This is a genomic window from Micavibrio sp. TMED2, from assembly GCA_002168225.1.
Classification (GTDB): domain Bacteria; phylum Pseudomonadota; class Alphaproteobacteria; order TMED2; family TMED2; genus TMED2.
Window position 1 is genome coordinate 1,234,335 of record NHBH01000001.1, and the last position, 18,208, is coordinate 1,252,542.

At 59.3% G+C, this 18,208-nt stretch carries 20 protein-coding genes and 1 pseudogene; 7 read left to right on the plus strand and 14 right to left on the minus strand.

The annotated features are described in order from the left end of the window. Positions 1–27 precede the first annotated feature (27 nt). A complete protein-coding gene (locus CBB62_05950; protein OUT41852.1) occupies positions 28–675 on the plus strand; it encodes a hypothetical protein in 648 nt (215 codons plus the stop codon). A gap of 18 nt (positions 676–693) precedes the next feature. Here the strand turns inward: CBB62_05950 and CBB62_05955 are convergent, their stop codons facing one another. Beyond that, the gene (locus tag CBB62_05955; GenBank protein ID OUT41853.1) at positions 694–948 is read right to left on the minus strand and encodes a hypothetical protein; all 255 of its coding nucleotides are present in this window, start codon (positions 946–948) and stop codon (positions 694–696) included. A gap of 309 nt (positions 949–1,257) precedes the next feature. On the opposite strand from CBB62_05955, the gene CBB62_05960 reads away from it, so the two are divergent. Then, the gene (locus CBB62_05960) at positions 1,258–2,580 is read left to right on the plus strand and encodes an O-acetylhomoserine aminocarboxypropyltransferase (GenBank protein ID OUT41854.1); all 1,323 of its coding nucleotides are present in this window, start codon (positions 1,258–1,260) and stop codon (positions 2,578–2,580) included. 4 nt (positions 2,581–2,584) lie between these two features. Further along, entirely contained in the window at positions 2,585–3,400 is an 816-nt protein-coding gene (locus CBB62_05965; protein OUT41855.1) for an alpha/beta hydrolase, read from the plus strand. Positions 3,401–3,473: 73 nt separating this feature from the next. On the opposite strand, the gene CBB62_05970 is transcribed toward CBB62_05965, so the two are convergent. Further along, positions 3,474–3,956 carry a hypothetical protein gene (locus CBB62_05970; GenBank protein OUT42672.1) on the minus strand — a complete coding sequence of 161 codons (483 nt, stop codon included), beginning with the start codon at positions 3,954–3,956 and terminating at the stop codon, positions 3,474–3,476. Between the two features lie 248 nt (positions 3,957–4,204). Here CBB62_05970 and CBB62_05975 point away from each other — a divergent pair, with 248 nt between their 5' ends. After that, positions 4,205–4,636, plus strand: coding sequence for a hypothetical protein (locus CBB62_05975; GenBank protein OUT41856.1), 432 nt, complete (start codon positions 4,205–4,207; stop codon positions 4,634–4,636). 25 nt (positions 4,637–4,661) lie between these two features. Here CBB62_05975 and CBB62_05980 read toward each other — a convergent pair whose 3' ends face one another. The 5 genes and pseudogenes from CBB62_05980 to CBB62_06000 form a co-directional block, all read right to left on the minus strand. Further along, positions 4,662–4,886: a 50S ribosomal protein L31 gene (locus CBB62_05980; GenBank protein ID OUT41857.1), complete on the minus strand. Its 225-nt coding sequence runs from the start codon at positions 4,884–4,886 to the stop codon at positions 4,662–4,664. Between the two features lie 142 nt (positions 4,887–5,028). Then, positions 5,029–6,099, minus strand: a complete 1,071-nt coding sequence (locus CBB62_05985; GenBank protein OUT41858.1) for a hypothetical protein — start codon at positions 6,097–6,099, stop codon at positions 5,029–5,031. A 143-nt stretch (positions 6,100–6,242) separates the two neighbouring features. After that, positions 6,243–7,373: pseudogene (locus CBB62_05990) on the minus strand (hypothetical protein). 106 nt (positions 7,374–7,479) lie between these two features. Further along, entirely contained in the window at positions 7,480–8,298 is an 819-nt protein-coding gene (locus CBB62_05995; GenBank protein ID OUT41859.1) for an inositol monophosphatase, read from the minus strand. Positions 8,299–8,360: 62 nt separating this feature from the next. Then, positions 8,361–8,927, minus strand: a complete 567-nt coding sequence (locus tag CBB62_06000; GenBank protein ID OUT41860.1) for an elongation factor P — start codon at positions 8,925–8,927, stop codon at positions 8,361–8,363. A gap of 103 nt (positions 8,928–9,030) precedes the next feature. Between CBB62_06000 and CBB62_06005 the strand changes: the two genes are divergently transcribed. After that, a complete protein-coding gene (locus CBB62_06005) occupies positions 9,031–10,125 on the plus strand; it encodes an EF-P lysine aminoacylase GenX (GenBank protein ID OUT41861.1) in 1,095 nt (364 codons plus the stop codon). A 6-nt stretch (positions 10,126–10,131) separates the two neighbouring features. On the opposite strand, the gene CBB62_06010 is transcribed toward CBB62_06005, so the two are convergent. The 6 genes from CBB62_06010 to CBB62_06035 all read right to left on the minus strand — a co-directional run bounded on the left by CBB62_06010 (position 10,132) and on the right by CBB62_06035 (position 15,044). Beyond that, positions 10,132–10,548 (minus strand): hypothetical protein, encoded by a 417-nt coding sequence (locus CBB62_06010; protein OUT41862.1) that lies wholly within the window; start codon positions 10,546–10,548, stop codon positions 10,132–10,134. A gap of 76 nt (positions 10,549–10,624) precedes the next feature. Further along, positions 10,625–11,197 carry a hypothetical protein gene (locus CBB62_06015; GenBank protein OUT41863.1) on the minus strand — a complete coding sequence of 191 codons (573 nt, stop codon included), beginning with the start codon at positions 11,195–11,197 and terminating at the stop codon, positions 10,625–10,627. Positions 11,198–11,308: 111 nt separating this feature from the next. Beyond that, a complete protein-coding gene (locus CBB62_06020) occupies positions 11,309–12,235 on the minus strand; it encodes a fructose-bisphosphate aldolase (GenBank protein ID OUT41864.1) in 927 nt (308 codons plus the stop codon). A 52-nt stretch (positions 12,236–12,287) separates the two neighbouring features. After that, positions 12,288–12,695 (minus strand): hypothetical protein, encoded by a 408-nt coding sequence (locus CBB62_06025; protein OUT41865.1) that lies wholly within the window; start codon positions 12,693–12,695, stop codon positions 12,288–12,290. After that, on the minus strand, positions 12,685–14,031 hold the full coding sequence (locus tag CBB62_06030) for an aspartate aminotransferase family protein (GenBank protein ID OUT41866.1): 1,347 nt from the start codon (positions 14,029–14,031) through the stop codon (positions 12,685–12,687). Before CBB62_06030 ends, CBB62_06025 begins: the two co-directional genes overlap by 11 nt. Positions 14,032–14,150: 119 nt before the next feature. Next, positions 14,151–15,044, minus strand: a complete 894-nt coding sequence (locus CBB62_06035) for a hypothetical protein (GenBank protein OUT41867.1) — start codon at positions 15,042–15,044, stop codon at positions 14,151–14,153. 145 nt (positions 15,045–15,189) lie between these two features. On the opposite strand from CBB62_06035, the gene CBB62_06040 reads away from it, so the two are divergent. Both CBB62_06040 and CBB62_06045 read left to right on the plus strand, forming a co-directional pair. Continuing rightward, positions 15,190–16,935 (plus strand): gamma-glutamyltransferase, encoded by a 1,746-nt coding sequence (locus tag CBB62_06040; GenBank protein OUT41868.1) that lies wholly within the window; start codon positions 15,190–15,192, stop codon positions 16,933–16,935. 113 nt (positions 16,936–17,048) lie between these two features. Continuing rightward, complete coding sequence (locus CBB62_06045; GenBank protein ID OUT41869.1) at positions 17,049–17,831, plus strand: hypothetical protein; 783 nt, start codon at positions 17,049–17,051, stop codon at positions 17,829–17,831. Positions 17,832–17,837: 6 nt separating this feature from the next. Here the strand turns inward: CBB62_06045 and CBB62_06050 are convergent, their stop codons facing one another. After that, complete coding sequence (locus CBB62_06050; GenBank protein ID OUT41870.1) at positions 17,838–18,164, minus strand: hypothetical protein; 327 nt, start codon at positions 18,162–18,164, stop codon at positions 17,838–17,840. Positions 18,165–18,208 lie beyond the last annotated feature (44 nt).

An 18,208-nucleotide genomic window follows, 5' to 3' on the forward strand; every position in this document is an offset into this window, starting at 1 on the left:
GGGCAGGGCATTTCAGGCTTGCCATGAATGCGCCGAATATGGTTGCTGCTGATTATCATGTTGAGCCAAGCCATTATCCTCACCGGCAGCCGCGAAGCGCCGACCCTGACCGAACTGCTGAAGCGCCATAATGCCCAGCTCACCGTTCGTCATGCCGAGTCTGAATCCGAGCTGCTGAAACATATGGCGGCGACCGGTTATGCGGCGCGCCTCATCGCCTTCACCACCGGCGTGATCGTGAAGCAGGACCTGCTCGATAAGCTCAAGCTCAAGCCATACAACTTCCACCCCGGCCCGCCGAATTATCCGGGACGCTATCCCGAAGCATGGGGCGTCTATCAGGAGGCCCGCTGGTTCGGCTCGACCGCGCATCAGATGGTGCGGTTGGTTGATGAGGGGCCGATTGTCGATATCGATATGTTCGAGGTGCCCGCCGGGGCCGACCGGTTCGATATGGCCAAGCTCTGCTATGGCTCGGTAACCCGTCTGTTTCAACGGCTGTCACCGGTTCTGGCGACAAGTACCGAGGATTTGCCATTGCGTGAAGAACTGCAATGGTCCGGGCGGAAATGGCGGCTCGCCGATTATGAGGATCTGCGCGACCATCCACCGGCGGATGACGAGGTTGAGCGCCTGCGCCGGTTCAATTCATTCGGGCCGCCCAGCGCGCGATAAGGCGACAGAATCTCTGGTTCAGCGCATATGCGGTGCCAGTGGTTCCGGGTACTCGGCGCTGACCGGTGCCCGCCATGGCGGATCATCATCACTTTCGAAATTGGTTTTGCTCAAGGCATCGCGTCGCTGCAGCAGGTCAATTCTCTCCTCAAGCCGGGTCACCTTGTAACGCAGGTTGATGACGAGGCCGAGGGCCAGCAGTGGTACCGCCAGTCCAAGCAGGACGAAAAGGACCAGGATCATGCCGCCGATTGCGGCGATTGCTTCTGCCATTTTTGAAATCCGGTTCGGGTCCTGATCAGGGGCCTGAAAAAAAATCGCTGACGTTAACCAATCGGCAAAGATTAGCCGGTTATTCTGCACTTGTCAGCCAGAGCATACCCCCCAACCCCTACCTCAACCGCTCTCCTGACATGTTGTCTGATGATCATGGCTCTACCGGGCACATTGATCCATAAAGCGGCTGCCCCGACCGGCAGCCGCTTTTTTCTTGTGGCTCAAGCTGTTGTTGGTTGTTGACGGGCAGGGGGCGGGGTGAATAGCGTGGCGCAACGCTGAACGATAATAACAGGGAAACCCAAGATGAGCGCCGACAAGTTCCTCAAGCTCGATACCCTTAGCCTGCATGCCGGACACCGGCCCGACCCGATCCACGGGGCGCGTGCCGTACCGATCTATGAGACCACATCCTATGTGTTCCGGGATGCCGATCAGGCAGCGGCCCTGTTCAATCTGGAGCGCGCCGGGCACATCTATTCCCGTATCTCCAACCCGACCGTTGCCGTGCTCGAAGAACGGGTGGCGGCGATGGATCACGGTGTTGGTGCGGTTTGTACCGCAACGGGTCACGCGGCGCTGTTTCTGGCGATTATCACGCTGATGGGGCAGGGCGGGCATATCGTGTCATCCCATGCCCTCTATGGCGGTACGCACAATCTGTTCACCCATACCCTGCCGCGCTTCGGGATCACCACGACCTTTGTGCATCCCCATGACATCGAAGGCTTCAAGGCCGCGATCAAGCCCGAGACCCGCCTCGTCTATACCGAGAGCATTGGCAATCCGGGACTGGAGGTCAGCAATATTCCGGCACTGGCCGAGGTGGCGCACGGTGCCGATCTGCCGCTGATGGTTGATGCCACCTTCGTCACCCCGTATCTGCAGCAGCCGATTGCCCTCGGTGCCGATCTGGTTGTGCATTCACTGACCAAATGGATGGGCGGGCACGGCGTTGCCATGGGTGGGGCTGTTGTCGATGGCGGTACCTTCGACTGGGGTGCCAGTGGCAAGTTCCCAACGATTACCGAGCCATATGCCGGCTATCACGGCCTCAATTTCTGGGAAGAGTTCGGCCCGCAGGCATTCTGCATGAAGCTGCGCGCCGAGGGGCTGCGTGATATCGGTCCGGCGCTCAACCCGCATGCTGCCTTTACCCTGCTGCAGGGCATCGAAACCCTGCCGATCCGTATGCAGCGACATCAGGAAAATACCGCCACAGTGCTGACCTTCCTGAAACAGGCCATGGCGGATGAGAAGGGCGTTGCCTGGGTCTGGCACCCGACCATGCCGGAGCATCCCGATCACGCACTGGCCAATGAGCTGCTGCCTAAGGGCGCAGGCTCGGTGATCAGCTTCGGTATCCAGTCCGGTGCCGATGATGACGCCCACGCCGCCGGTCGCCGCTTTATCGAGGCGCTGTCGATGATTTCGCATCTGGCCAATGTCGGTGATGCCAAGACGCTGGTGATCCACCCGGCCAGCACGACGCACAGCCAGATGGGGCCGGATATGCTGCAACGTGCCGGTATCGGCGAGGAGATGATCCGCCTGTCGGTCGGTCTGGAAGATCCGGACGATATCATTGCCGATCTCAAACTCGGTTTCCGCGCGGCACTGAAGGGGTAGGGCAATGCAGCTTGAGGTAAATGGCAGCAGCGCCTTCGTTGCGACAGCGGGCAAGGAACTGTCCCGCAGACAGCCGAGCATCGTGTTCATTCACGGCGCCGGTATGGATCACTCTGTCTGGGCGCTGCAGAGCCGGTATTTTGCCAATCGCGGCTACAATGTGCTGGCGGTTGACCTGCCTGCCCATGGCCGCAGCGGTGGCGACGCACTTACCAGCATTGCCGCCATGGCCGACTGGATCATGGCGCTGCTCGATGCCGCCGGGATCGAACAGGCGACGCTGATCGGGCATTCCATGGGCTCGCTGGTCGCCCTCGATGCGGCGGTGCGCTACAAGGAGCGTGTTGCCCGGATCGGGCTGCTCGGTACCGCGGCAGATATGCCGGTCAATCAAGCCATGCTCGATGCTGCTGCCGAGGATCGTCAGGAAGCCATTGATATGGTCACCGGCTTTGGGTTCGGTCCCGCCGGGCATGTGGGTGGCAGTCGTGGGCCGGGTCTCTGGATGATGGGCGGTGGCCAGCGGTTGATGCAGACCGTGATCGCCAGATCACCGGGTATTCTCTATCACGATCTCAAGGCCTGTAACGAGTTCCGGGACGGTGTCGCCCATGCCGGGGCGGTAACCCAGCCGAGTTTTCTCGTTCTCGGTGCGCTGGACAAAATGACCCCGGCGCGGGCTGGCAAGAAGCTGGCTCAGGCACTGCAGAATGTGCCCGACGGTGCCGATGTCACTGTCCTCGACGGGGTCGGCCACATGATGATGGTGGAAGCGCCCGATCCGACACTGGATGCCATTATCGCAGGCGTTATGGGCTAGCCCCAAATGCAGAACAGCGCCCGGCGGGGGACCGGACGCTGCTGCTTTTCAATCGGGTCGGGAAAGCCAAGCCTTATGCGGCTTTTTTTCCGTTATGCTCGATTGTTTTGGCGGCTGATTGATCCGCCTCACCGTCACGGATTTCGATGCTCCGTGGCTTGAGGGCTTCCGGCACCCGGCGCTTGAGGCCGATTGTCAGCATACCATCGGTGAGGGCGGCATCGGTCACCTCGATATGGTCGGCGAGATCGAACCGGCGCTCGAAAGAACGGGTTGCGATACCGCGATGCAGGAAGGTTACGCCTTCCGCCTTGTCCTTGGATTGGCCCTTACCGGTGATGAGCAGAGAGTTCTGCTTGACCGTAATGTCAATGTCATCGCGGCTGAAGCCAGCAACAGCCATGGTAATACGGTAATCATCATCACTCAGTTTCTCGATGTTGTAAGGGGGGTAGGACGGTGTTTCATCCAATGCGGTCGCGCTTTCCAGCAGGCGATTGAGGCGGTCAAAGCCAACGGTTGAACGGAACAAGGGTGTCAAATCATAGGTACGCATCATTTTCTCCTTCGATGAAGCGAGTTTGATTACTGGTGGCCGGACCCGACAATCGGCATCCGACACGGTTCTGTTTTGCGAGGACTTGGATCATCCAACGTCCCCACAATAAATAGGTAGGTAGGCCGATTTTCGGGTTCAAGGGGGTGTTTTCCAGATTTTTAACCCGGGTCGCGCTATCATTCCGCGCCGGTACTCTCTAGCATCCGGTTATCAGTATTTGGCCGCGCCTGACGAATGGATCAACCATGCCAGACAATATTCCCACCACCGCCGATGCGACGCTCGACCGGGCCTATGAAGAGGCGATGGAGATGCTGATTGATGCCCGCGATTTCGCCAAGGAACAGCGCGAGGCCAGTTCGCAGCTGGAATCAGACCAGCGGCTGCGGCTCAGTCAATATACCATGCAGGTGACCGCGCGGCTGACGCAGATAATGGCCTGGCTCATGGCGAACAAGGCTGTGGCGACCGGGGAATTGCCACCGGAAACGCTGGCGGATGACACCTATGCCCTGCCGGAAACCGGCAGCATTGCCGGTGAGGATGCAGAGTGGCTGGAAAAGGAACAGGCGGACCGGGATATTATTCCGGACCGCCTGAGCAATCTGATGGATCGCAGTCGCGCGCTGTATCAGCGTATATCGCGCCTCGATCAGCAGGCACGCAAGGCCGGGTAGGTACCCGGCATTGCCGCTTGCGTTATTAGCCGTCGAGACCGAAGCCTGCGAAACGGTTGCGGAAGCGGGCCAGCTGGCCACCTTCACGCGCACGCTGGCTGCCACCAACCCATGCCGGGTGTGACTTGCGATCAATATCGAGACGCATAACGGCACCTGGCTCGCCATAGGTGCTCTTGGTCGTGAATTCGGTACCGTCGGTCATGACAACGGTGATTTCATGATACTCGGGATGAATATCGGCTTTCATGGTCTTTACTCCAGCGTTATGGGTCTGAACCAACGGCTATTCCGCAGCTCGGCCACGCATGAATGGTTATCTGTCGGAAACTTTGAAGCAGGGTGATACCGAACGAGCCCAAGGAAAGCAAGCATCTGTTGCAGTTTTTGGCCTATCGCTGGTCGAATTTCAGCTCGATCCGACGATTTCGCAATCTGGTCTCTGCCGAATTGCCCGGTTCGATCGGCTGATACTCGCCAAATCCGGTTGCCGCCAGACGCCGCTCGGGGATGCCCTGCTCGATCAGAAACTTGACCACTGAGATGGCGCGGGCTGAGGAGAGCTCCCAGTTTGACGGGAATTCCGGGGTATTGATTGGCACATTATCGGTATGGCCATCGACCCGCAAAATCCAGTTCAGATCATCGGGAAATTCCGCCGACAGGGTCTTCAGCGTATCGGCAAGCTGCTGCAACTGTTCCCGCCCGGCAGGGGCCAGAATTGCTTCACCACTGTCGAACAGCACTTCCGACTGGAAGACAAAACGGTCGCCAACGATGCGCACATCATCCCGCTCGCCGAGAATTTCCCGCAGACGGCCAAAGAACTCTGAGCGATAGCGCGCCAGTTCCTGTACCCGGCTCGCCAGCGCCTGATTGAGCCGCTGGCCGAGATTGACGATCTGGGCATCCTGTTCCTCAATTGTCGCTTCACGCTCGCTGAGCAGCGATGACAGCCGGGCCAGTTCCTCGCGCAGGGCATTGAGTTGCAGGTTCAGCATGGCGACCTGATCCTGTGCTTCTGCTGTCAGTTGCTCCTGATCTGCCAGATCGGTCTGTGCTGCACTATTGGCGGCGGATAGCTGCTGTAACCGGTCTTCAAGGCTGATAACCTGATCTTCGAGCGCAGCGCGGGCCTCCTCTCGCTCGGCCAGCGCCAGCCGGATCGCATTGCGCTCGGTCTCCAGATTGCTGAGGCGACCGGTCAGTCGCGCGATGGTCGCTTCCAGCTCCCGCTTGTCCGATGCTTCGAGCGCCAGTTGATCAGTCAGTTCGTTGATCCGGGCGTTGAGGCGTTCGAGCTGGATGTCCTGACCGCTGAGCGTGGATTGCAGGAAGAATTGTGCCATGGTGAAGACCAGCAGCACAAAGATCACCACCATCAGCAGGGATGACAGGGCATCGACCCAGCCGGGCCAGACATTGATTGCGGTAGCGCCGTTGCGGCGTGAGGGCAGGGGCATCGCTGCTATCCCTTGTTCCCGCTATTGTCCTGCTGGCGCGCGAGCCAGTCGGGCAGTGGTGGCTGCCCCGGTTCCTGCTGCTGGCTTGCGGATTTGAAGCGCAGCTCGGCGGCCTCGGCCTGATTGTCCGGGTCCATGACCTGTTCGGCGACAATGGCCACGGTCTTGGACAGCAGGCGGATTTCATCGCGCACAGAGGTCAGCATCTCGACCCGGCCCTGCGCGGTTTCTTCCAGCAGGCGGGACAGGTTGGTGTTGATATTCTGCAGATGCTTGCGGCTGTTGTCGTCGATACCGAGGCGGCCTTCGGAGATTGCCTGATTGATCGCATTGAGCAGCGGTGCGGTACCGGTTTCGAGGTCGCTCAGCTTGTTCAGCACCTGCTGTTCATTGGCCATCTGCACGACCAGCGCCTGAATGTGATCGCCGAGCTGGGCGAGGGCATCGTTGTTGCGCTGGCGCTCGGCCTCGACATTGCTGATCACGGCAGTCAGCTTGTTGAGGTTCTCGGCATTCTGTTCGACCAGTGCAGCAAGATAGGCGTTGGGCGAGGCATCGCCCTCGACCAGTCCGCCAGCGGCGCTGCTGACATCGATATTCTCTGATAGCCAATCCTCAAGATCGGTATAGAAACGGTTCTGAGCCTGACCGGCCTGCAGATCGACGAAGCCGAGAATCAGAGACCCGGCGAGGCCGAACAGGGAAGAGGAGAAGGCAGTGCTCATGCCCGAGAGGGGGGCTTGCAGCCCGCTTTTCAGATCATCGAAAACCGCGCCGATATTGTCCGGGCCGACGGTCAGGCCGTTGACCACATTGCTGATTGCCCCGATCGTGGTCAGCAAACCCCAGAAGGTGCCGAGCAGGCCGAGGAACACCAGCAGACCGATGCCATAGCGGCTCAATTCCCGGCTCTCATGCAGCCGGGCAGCGACGCCGTCGAGCAGGGAGCGCATGGCCGATGGCGACAGGCGCAATTCGCGCGGTCGGTCGGCGACGACACGGGAGAGGGAGGCAAGTAATACCGGATCGCGGCCATAGGAACGGGTATCGCCGCGCTGGACCCGGTCGAGCCAGTCAACCTCCGGCGTCAGGCGCAGAACCTCACGGATGGCAAAGCCGAGACCGATCAGCAGCACGCCAAGGATCAAACCATTTAGGGCCGGATTGGCCATGAAGGCGTTGAGCAGGGCAGCATTCAGGAACCCGGCCAGCACAAGGACGGCGACGAGAAATATGGCTATACGAATAAGGTACTGGCTGGGGCGTTGGATCATTGTCTCACCTGGTCGCGTCTCGGGTCGTCGCAAGTCAACACTATTGCGCCCGCATCGTTTACGCAAATCACGTAAAATCAACGGTCGCTGGGCCAGCCTGCAACGGTCAGGAAGCGCTTTTGGCGGCAACCTCTTTGGGCAGTTTGACGTCGCGCATCAATTCGGTGTGCAGGGTCTGGTTGCCCGCAATAATAGAACCGGAATTATGGCATTTACGTATGCCGCGCAGGTCGGAGACGATGCCGCCCGCCTCACGCACCATGACGATACCGGCGGCGACGTCCCAGGAGTTCACATCACGCTCCCAATAGGCGTCGAGCTTGCCAGCGGCGACATAGGCGAGGTCGAGGGCGGCGGAACCGGTGCGGCGAACGCCGGCAACCTTGCCCATCACCTTTTCCATGATGCCGAGCAATTCGCCATGATTGCCACGACCAACGCCGGGCACATCGGTGGCGACGATGGTTTCATCAAGATGGATGCGACCGGAAACCCGCATACGGCGGTCGTTGCAGAAGGCACCGGCACCTTTTTCGGCCCAGAACAGGTCATCCTTGATCGGGTCATAGATCACACCGGCATGGATATCGCTATCACGCTCAAGGGCGATGGAGATGCACCAGTGCGGAAAGCCGTGCAGGAAGTTGGTGGTGCCATCCAGCGGATCGATGATCCAGGTGTTTGAATGGTCCTTACCGGCAACCTTGCCGCCTTCTTCCATGATGAAGCCGTAATCGGGACGGGCTTTCTCCAGTTCCTCACGCAGCTTCTTCTCGGCCTTGATATCGGCGGCGGAGACGAAATCGCTCGGCCCTTTGCGGGAAACCTGCAGGTTCTCAAGCTCGCCAAAATCGCGGGTCAGGCCGCGCGCGGCCTTCTGTGCCGCCTGAACCATGACGTTAATGAGTGGGGAAGTCGGGGCCATAATGATTTGCCAATCTGGCTGCGGTTAAAGAAAAGGAGGTCGGTGTCGGGGCGCGAAAAGGCTTATTTCGCGCGCTCGACATAGGAGCCGTCTTCCGGCTTCACAACAACCTTGGTGCCTGCCTCGATATGTGGCGGGACCATGATCTTGGCACCGTTTTCGAGCAGGGCAGGTTTGTAGGATGAAGAGGCGGTCTGGCCTTTCACGACCGGGTCAGCCTCGGTGATTTCGAGCACAACGGTAACCGGCAGCTGTACGGACAGCGCCTCGGCCTCAAACATCTGCACGATAACGGTCATGCCTTCCTGCAGATAGATTTTCTGATCGCCGATGATCTCGCCGGTAATGCTGATCTGCTCGAAGGTTTCCTGATTCATGAAGGCGAACTGATCATCGCCCTCGTCGTAGAGATACTGGTACTCGACCTCGTCCAGACGGGCGCGCTCGACGGTCTCCTGGGTGCGGAAACGGACATTGGTTTTGGTACCGGTGCGGACATCGCGCATTTCCACCTGAACCACGGAAGCGCCCTTGCCGGGCTGGTAGATATTGCTCTTCAGCACGAGCCAGAGCTTGCCCTCATGATCGAGAACGTTACCGCCACGGATTTCAATAGCGTTGATTTTCATATGCTTGATGCCTTAACCGTCATAAGTAGTCGAAAAATTTTGCCGGAAGCTAGCAGCAAGGCGCGACAGGTGCAATCGGCAGTGGCGCTGTAAGGAGCAAGTTATGTCGAATTCGCATATCCAGCAGCCGGTATGGCACCCGGACCAGATGATGAAACGCCGGGACAATCTGGGACGGCGGGCGGAAATGATCCGTGCGATCCGGGAATATTTCTGGGAACAGGACTTTATCGAGTGCGAAACCCCGGCGCTGCAGACCAGTCCGGGGCTTGAGCCGCATCTGCAGGCGTTCAAAACCGATTTCGTCGGCATGGACCGGAAAACCGTGCGGCCCTTCTATCTCCATACCAGCCCGGAATTCGCGATCAAGAAGCTGCTGGTCGCGGGCTGGCCGCGGTTGTTCGAAATCTGCCGGGTGTTCCGTAATGGCGAGCAGGCCAAGCTGCACCAGCCGGAATTCACCATGATCGAATGGTACCGCACCAATGCCAGCTATCGCGATATCATGGCGGATACGCAAGGTATGGTGCAGGCGGCGGCACGGGCCTGTGGCATTGATCAGCTGCGGCACGGGGAGCTGACCAGCGATCCGTTCGGCGAGTGGGAATACCTGTCGGTGCCAGAGGCGTTCACCCGCTATACCGGCATCGACCTCATGGCCACCATCGGCCCCGATGATCGCAATCCCGATGTTGCCCTGCTCGCTCCGCTCGCGCGGGCGCAGGGCTTCCATGTGGCCGATGATGATCGCTGGGATGATGTGTTCTTCAAGATTTTTCTGGAGAAGATCGAGCCAAATCTGGGCGTCGGTGTGCCGACCATTCTCTATGATTACCCGATTTCCATGGCGGCCCTGTCACGTCCGAAGGCCGAAGACCCGCGACTGGCCGAACGGTTCGAGCTGTATATCTGCAGCCTTGAACTGGCCAATGCGTTTGGTGAGTTGACCGATGCCGGGGAACAGCTGCGCCGGTTCGAGGCCGATATGGACCTGAAGGAACAGCTCTATGGTGAGCGCTATCCGATTGACGGGGATTTCATCGCGGCGCTCGAACACGGGATGCCCGAGGCGGGCGGTATTGCCCTCGGCATCGACCGTCTGGCCATGCTGTTCAGTGGTGCCGATCACATCGACGATGTCTGCTGGCTGCCCGTTGATGTGAGCGTCGAGGCTTTCAAGAAATCGCGGACGCGCTAGCTAGACCTAGACGCGGGTACCGGGCGTTGCCGGACCGGAGGCGGCGGGTGATTTCTTGTGGTCGCCTTCGGCAGCAGCGGCCTGTTTCTTGGCGGCAAACTGTTCATCGAGCCATTGCGGGAAGCGGTTTTCGAGCAGGGCGTCTGCGCCTTCGCGGCTGAGGGTGCCGCGTCTCACCGATCCTTCAACCGCACGCTCGAACGCGGTTTCGCGGCGGGGCTTTACTGTACGCATCACCTGATCTGTTCGCGGGGCAGAGGTCGTGGCGGGCATGGGGGCTGCGACTGGCTCCGAGCGGTGGAGCTGATCGGCGAGCGGTCCGTATGAACCCATGTGCTCGCCCTGCTTTGCTGGCTTGAAGGGGCCGCCCTGTCGATAGGTGGCGTGGCGTTCAAGTGCTTTGAGATCCGGTTCTGCTGCCATGATGGCCTCGCTTGTCGGTCGTCGTTATCTGACCTATCCAGCCCTACGCCTGCCGGATGAAAACACGCAGGGAAAACTAGGCAGTTTTGTGCACAAGCACAAAATCGGCCCCGGCGTCATAGAGCGATTGCGACAATCCGGCATCATCGGTGATGGCGACACAGGGCGTTTCCATCATCTCCTGCCACCATGTCAGAGCTGAGAGGTCTTCCGCGTCGGATGTGGCCGTATAGGGGCCGAAAGCAACGTAATCGGCACCCTGTTCGGCGGCAATCATGGCATCGTGGCGGCTGTAGTTGCAACCGATGCCGAGAATATGGTCGTCACCGAGCGTGGCACGGGCCTGTTTCACCGGCATATCGGTAAACTCCAGATGCGCGCCGTCACAGCCGAGTGCCACCGCCAGTGCTGGGTCGCCGAGCAGTATGCAGGCGGTTTCCGCTGCCTGTATCGGCTGCTGTAATGCGGTCACCATGTCGCCGACAATAACCGGATCCTCGCTGGTGAAGCCGAGCAGGATCGCGGCGGGGGGCGGATCGCTCAGGACCGCAGTAACAGTGGATTGGGCCGCAGGCAGATCTTCTATATCCAGAACCGAGGCATAAAACTGGAGCGGTGGGCGGTCGGGAACGGTTGGCTGCTTGGGCATGGTGTCGGGTCATCAATGAAAAAGGGCACGACCATCTGGAATAGTCGCGCCCCTGTTTCGCTTTTCTGTTCGGTCCGGTCAAGCCGACAGGCGGTTTGCCGGTTTTTGAGCTTACTGGCCCTTGAAGATATCGATCATCTTGCCGAGTACTTCCAGTGCCTCTTCACGTGGGCGCTGGAAGACGTTACGGCCGATGATGGAGCCGTTGCCGCCGCCATCCTGAATGGCCTGTGCGTCGTCATAGAGACCCTGCAGGCCCTTCTTGCCGCCGCCGGAGAAGATCACGATGCGCCGACCGTCGAAGCATGACTTGACCACGTGCTCAACGCGCTTGGACAGGGTGCTGACGTCGATTTTCTCTTCCTCATAGACCTTTTTAGCTTCTTTCAGCTCAATGAAGTCGGTCGGCAGCTTCACCTTGACGATATTGGCACCGAGCATGCAGGCCATGTGCGCGCCATAGGCAACGATATCAACAGCAGTTTCGCCATCGGAGGTCATGGAGCCGCCGCGTGGATAGGACCAGACGATGGTGGCGAGACCAGCAGATTTCGCCTCAAGGGTCAGGTCGCGCAGTTCCTCGAACTGGTCATAGGCAGCGTCGGAACCCGGATAGATGGTGAAGCCGATGGCAGAGCAGCCGAGGCGCAGTGCGTCGTCAACAGAAGCGGTCACGGCCTGATCGGCACCTTCCTTGAAACGGGACAGGCTGTTGGCGCTGTTCATTTTCAGCACCAGCGGCAGCTGACCGGCAAAGGTATCAGCAACACATTCAAGCATACCGAGCGGGGCGGCATAACCGGACAGACCGGCATCGAGCGCCAGTTGCGGGTGATAGGCTGGATCATAGGCCGCCGGATTGGATGCGAAGGAACGGGCGGGGCCGTGCTCGAAGCCCTGATCGACCGGCAGGATGATCATCTTGCCGGTGCCGCGCAGCTTACCTTCCATCAGGAAGCGCGCGATGTTGGCTTTTACACCGGGGGTTTCGGTCTCGTAATAGCTCAGAATTTTGCGAACGCGCTGGGTCGTTTTCATCTGTTTCGCTCTCTTGTTTTATGGGTCTGCGTTCGGGTGCAGACATCTTGTTCTACGGAGTATGGAAGGCGGGCTGAACCGCTGGTCGCTGGCTCAGGAACACCGTGCCGCGCTGTTCTGCCATGGATGACAGCCTTTCGGCAACGTCTGCTTTCGCATTTTCATCAAGATCGTCGCCATAAAACACGGTTCCGGGCAATCCGAGGCTGATTGCATGGGCGGCATCCCCGGCGCTGTTGCCGCAATCGGCGATCAGATGCCATCCGGCAGACAGGCTGGTCAGCACTTCCTGTACCGCGACAGCCCAGCCTAGGCCAAGCTGGCGGCCCACATGATCCGGGGTGATGAACCAGCAATCCGCGGGGATTGCCTCGGGATTGCTGGTGATCGCGGTCAGGGCATCGGGGCCGTCAATCAGGACGGCCTGTGCCGGTGGAATGTCTGTCCGATCAGGCTGCACGGCGGATTGCGGCCCGCAGGGTTTCAACCAGTTGCTCGATATTGTCTTCGGTCATGATCAGCGGCGGTGACATGGCAATGGTATCGCCGGTAAAGCGGACCATCACGTTGTTGCGCCAGCAATCGAGGAAGACCTCATAGGCCCGTTTGGATGGTCCGGCATCGCTCGGTGCCAGTTCAACCGCGCCGATCATGCCGATATTGCGAATATCGATGACATTCGGCTCGTCACGCAGGGTGTGCAGTTTCTTCTCCAGCACGGGAGCGAGATTGGCGGCATTCTCGAACAGCTTCTCGTCCCGGTAGATGTCGAGCGTGGCGAGACCGGCGGCACAGGCGAGCGGGTGGCCGGAATAGGTATAGCCGTGGAAGAACTCGATCATATGTTCCGGGCCATTCATGAAGGCATCATAGATGTTGCCTTTGACCGCCGTGGCACCCATCGGTACCGCGCCATTGGTGACGCCCTTGGCCATGGTCATGATGTCCGGGGTGACGCCGAAATATTCGGCGGCAAATCCGGTACCCAGACGACCAAAGCCGGTAATCACCTCGTCAAAGATCAGCAGCAGGCCATGGTGGTCACAGATTTCCCGCAGCCGCTGGAGGTAGCCCTTCGGCGGCACCAGCACGCCGGTTGAGCCGGCGACCGGTTCGACAATCACGCCAGCGATGGTTGAGGCATCATGCAGGGCGATGATTTTCTCCAGCTCATCGGCCAGATGCGCACCCCATTCCGGCTGACCCTTGGAGAAGGCCTGCTGTGACTTGTCATGGGTGTGCGGCATGTGATCGACATGGGGCAGAAGCGCGCCGTTGAATGCCTTGCGGTTATAGGGCATCCCACCGACCGAGATGCCGCCGAAACCGACACCGTGATAGCCGCGTTCGCGCCCGATCAAACGGGTGCGGTTGCCCTCACCACGGGCATGGTGATAGGCGAGCGCGATCTTGAGCGCGGTATCGACCGCTTCCGAACCGGAGTTGGAGAAGAACACATGCTCCATCCCGTCGGGCAGGATGGTTTTCAGACGGTTGGCCATCTCAAAGGCGCGGGGATGACCCATCTGGAAGCCGGGGACGTAATCCAACTCATCGACCTGCGCCTTGATGGCATCGACAATCGGCTTGCGGTTGTGACCGGCATTGACGCACCAGAGACCGGCAGCTCCGTCGAGTACCTGACGGCCATCCTGAGCGGTATAGTAGACACCGTCGGCGCCGACGATCATGCGTGGATCGGCCTTGAACTGCCGGTTGGCCGTGAACGGCATCCAGAAGGTGTCGAGATCATTCGGCTGGCTGCCAATATGTTTCGGATCGACCTGTTTGTTCATGACCAATAATCCCGCGTGGTGCCGGTATGCCCGATGGCCCCGGTCGTTGATGATGGCGACTTATAGCATAGCCACAAGCCTGCACACGTAACGGAATTTAGGCGTCAGCTGTCAATCGGTCAGCTTGATTGTTCTGGGGATTGTTTGGGTTGCTGCTTCGGGCGCTGTTTCGGCTTTACCGATTGAGCCGGGCGGGCGGGTTTGGTCGCAGCCGGTTTCTTGCCAGCCGGTTTTTTTGCCCCGGCCTGTCCCTTGGGTGCGGTATGGGTGGCAGGCCGCGCCGGTTTTGTCGCCTGCCGGTCCAGAGCCTGTGCCTGCACGCGCAGGGCTTCCGCCTTGGCTTCCTCGGTCCGGCGTTTGCGCTCAGCCTCAAATTCCGGATCGTATTTGCGCACCTCGGTGCCGGAAATCCAGTCATGGAGCGCCAGCCGCCGCTGGTTAAAGCTGGCAGCGAAGAAACCGATGCCGAGGGTCAGATAGGTCAGGAAATGGGCCAGCGTACGAAACGCGGCCTGGAGCAGCGACAGGGCATTGCCCTGCCGGTCGGTGACAATCATCTTGCACCAGCGCATGCCCGGTGTCGCCTGCCAGCGGCTGGCGATGAACATTGAGAAATAAACCATCGGCAGCAGGAAGGAGAGTGAGAATAGCGGCGCAAAATTGCTCATCTGGCTGGCCCAGTGCTCGGCAATCATCACCATCGCTTCTTCTGTTGTCGGAATCTGGGCAATATTCGCGGTCGGCATCCCCGAGGCATCAAGGGTGATCTGCAGTTCCGGCGGCATCATCTCGAATGCCGGGGCCGGATTGAAGATGTTGATGACAAAGGCAAGGATGAGCGACAGGCAGGAGATGATCAGGTGATCGACCGTATAGGCCACGGCCCGTTTGCCGGTGGTGGCATAGGCGGCACCTGATTTCTTGCGCTTCTTGGCCAGATGCGCTTCGAGGCGGGCTGAATCAAACTTGTCGTCCGGCACGGTTCTCAATCTCTGCCTGTAGTTGATGGCCATTGATCGGGTTCAGTATAAGCAAGAACCGCTGGCAGTTGGCCGCGAATGTTCCTAGTCTGCAGCCCCGCCCGTTTCCTGCCTGATGCAAAGCCACATGCCCTTATACTTCACACAAAATACCACGATGCCACATCACATTCATCCGATGCGGCCGGTTTTTACCGCCTGTGTCGCCATTCTGCTCAGTCTGTTGCCACTCACCGGCTTACAGGCGGCAGACGCGCCGGTGCAGCCGATACAGTCCGGTAGGGCATCAAAGGCGATGGTGGTGACGGCGCATCCGCTGGCCAGTCGCGCCGGTATCGAGGCGCTGGCCGCCGGTGGCACGGCTGCCGATGCGGCGGTTGCCATTCAGGCGGTACTGACGCTGGTCGAGCCACAATCCTCGGGCTTCGGCGGTGGCGCCTTCGCGGTGCATTGGTCGGGCCGGGATCTGCTGCTGGATACCTATGACGGACGTGAGACCGCCCCCATGGCGGCGCGCGATAATCTGTTCCTGACGCCTGAGGGCGCGCCGATGGACTTCACGAAAGCCTTCATCGGTGGGCGTGCGGTGGGCACGCCCGGCACCTTGCGGTTGCTGGAGCGGATGCACCGGGATCACGGTGCCCTGCCGTTTCGCACATTGCTGCAACCGGCGATTGATCTGGCGCGCGACGGTTTTGCCGTCAGCCAGCGGTTGCATGACAGCATCGGCAAGGCGGAAGGGCTGAGCAATGACCAGACCGCCTTTACCTATTTCTTCAATACCGAGGGGGAGCCTTGGCCGGTCGGGCATATTCTGAAAAACCCTGATTACGCGGCACTGCTTGAGGCTGTGGCCGATCAGGGCGTGGATGCCTTCTACAACGGCAGGATTGCCGAGGATATTGTCGCCAAGGTGACCGGGCATTCTACCAATCCGGGGCTGCTCAGTACCGGTGACTTCGCCCGCTATCGCGCAATCCGTCGCAGCGCGGTATGCGCGCCGTTTCGTGATCTGCGGATTTGTGGCATGGGGCCACCCAGTTCCGGTGCCCTTACCGTCGGGCAGATACTGGGTATGGTGGGACAGTTCCTGCCCGATGACCATGACGAGCGCGCCCGGGTGATGGGGGCCCATCGCTATGTGGAGGCGGCCCGGCTCGCCTATGCCGACCGCGCCCGATATATGGCCGATGCGGATTTTGTGCCGGTGCCGGTAAAGGCGCTGGTTGATCCTGATTATCTCGATAGGCGTGCCGGGCAGATGTCTCTGGATCAGGCTTCTGTCGGACCGGCAATCGCCGATGACTGGCCCGCCACCCAGCTCGAAACCCGCCTTGATGCCGGGATTGATCCCCGACAGAAGAATAGCGGCACCAGCCATTTCGTTGTGGTCGATGGTTCGGGCAATGTCCTGTCCTATACCGGCAGTATCGAGATGGCCTTCGGGGCACGGCAGATGGTGCATGGCATCCTGCTGAATAATGAGCTGACCGATTTTTCCTTTGCTCCACGGGATCGGGCAGGGGCGCTGATCGCCAATCGGGTGCAGCCGGGCAAGCGGCCACGCAGTTCCATGTCGCCGACCATTGTCTTTGACGCCGCATGGCATCCGGTGCTGGCGGTCGGCTCGCCCGGCGGCAGCCGGATCATCAATTACGTGGCCCAAAGCATCATCGACATTCTCGATTACGGTTATGAACCGGCCGGGGCATTTGCCAAGCCGCATGTCGGCAGCCGCAACGGTCCGGTCGAGGTGGAAAACCGCGGTGATGCCTATCCGATTGCCCAGGCATTGTCACAGATGGGGCATGAGGTACGGGTTACGACGATGGAGAGCGGGTTGCATGGCATTCTGATCCGTGACGGTGAGTTGATTGGTGGTGCCGATCCGCGCCGTGAGGGCCATGTGATCGGACTCGACTAGGCGAAAATCAAAAAGAATGAATCTTTGGTCGCCGTTTTAACGGTTGGGAAAGTGATCATTGCTAGCCTCAGTTTCATAGCCGTCAGCAGCGGTTCAAGAAATGAGGCCACGAGATGTCAGTACCGACCCGTAAACCATTCCGGGCAGAGCAGCAGCGCGCTGCCATGTCCAAAAAAACATCGTCCTCGAAGGGACCACAGAGTAGTCCGGATACGCAGGTATTCAGTCAGATCGATGACATGATGGGCGCGATCGAGCGGCTCGAGCAACGGGTGTCGCTGATCGTCGAGAGCCTGGAGCAGATCGGCAATGCCTCGGTTGCAGGCTCAGCCGGTGCAACCGGCCAGCCTGAAGCTGCCGATCCCTCCGCGTCCTGCGAACGCCGGGATGCGGTGCTTGGCCTGCGCCGGATTCAGGAGGGTGGTCAGAATATCTTTTCCGCCGCCGGTGAGTTGAGCGATGTTATTTCCCAGACCGAGGAAGCGGCGGGCGAGATCATTGATGCCTGTGAAGTCATTGACCAGACAGTTATCGAACTGATCGAGGGCGTGCAGCACGAGGTCGGTGATGAACGTTTTACTGATGATCTGAACGTCATCCGCGAGAGCATCATGAAGATCCTGCAAGCTTCAAGCTTCCAGGACCTGACCGGCCAGCGCATAACCCGGGTTACCCGTATGTTGTCCAACCTTGAGGAACGCATTGTTCATGTTGAACTGGCCATGGGTATCTCAAGTGATGATATTGAGCGTCATAATGAAGAGGTGGCGAATGCCGCACAGTACGGCAATCACAATCCCCATGATCCGCATTTTGATGAGAGTAACCTGCTGAATGGTCCTTCTGCCGATGGTGACGGTATCAGTCAGGATGATATCGACAAACTGTTTGGTTAGAAGCAGTCAGGCTGTATTACGCATCTCTCCACTTCCACTACCTTCAGCGATAAGCTGGTCGAGGCTGTCCAGCAAATCGGGCAGATAGTTCGCTTCAATGCTGTAATAAATGTTCTGTGCGTCCCTGCGGGTTACCACGAGCTTGTCACGCCGCAGCCGGGCCAGATGCTGTGACAGGGCGGATTGGCTGATGCCGATCGCTTCCTGTAATTCGGTGACGCTTTGCTCGCCATTGGCCAGTTCACAGAGGATAGACAGCCGTCGGGCATTGGCTACGGCTTTCAGGATACGGGCAACACGGTCGGTTTGCGCGCGCAGTTTCGTGTAAGGCATAAAATATTCCCGAAGCGAGAACTTATATATCTCGAATTAGGGCC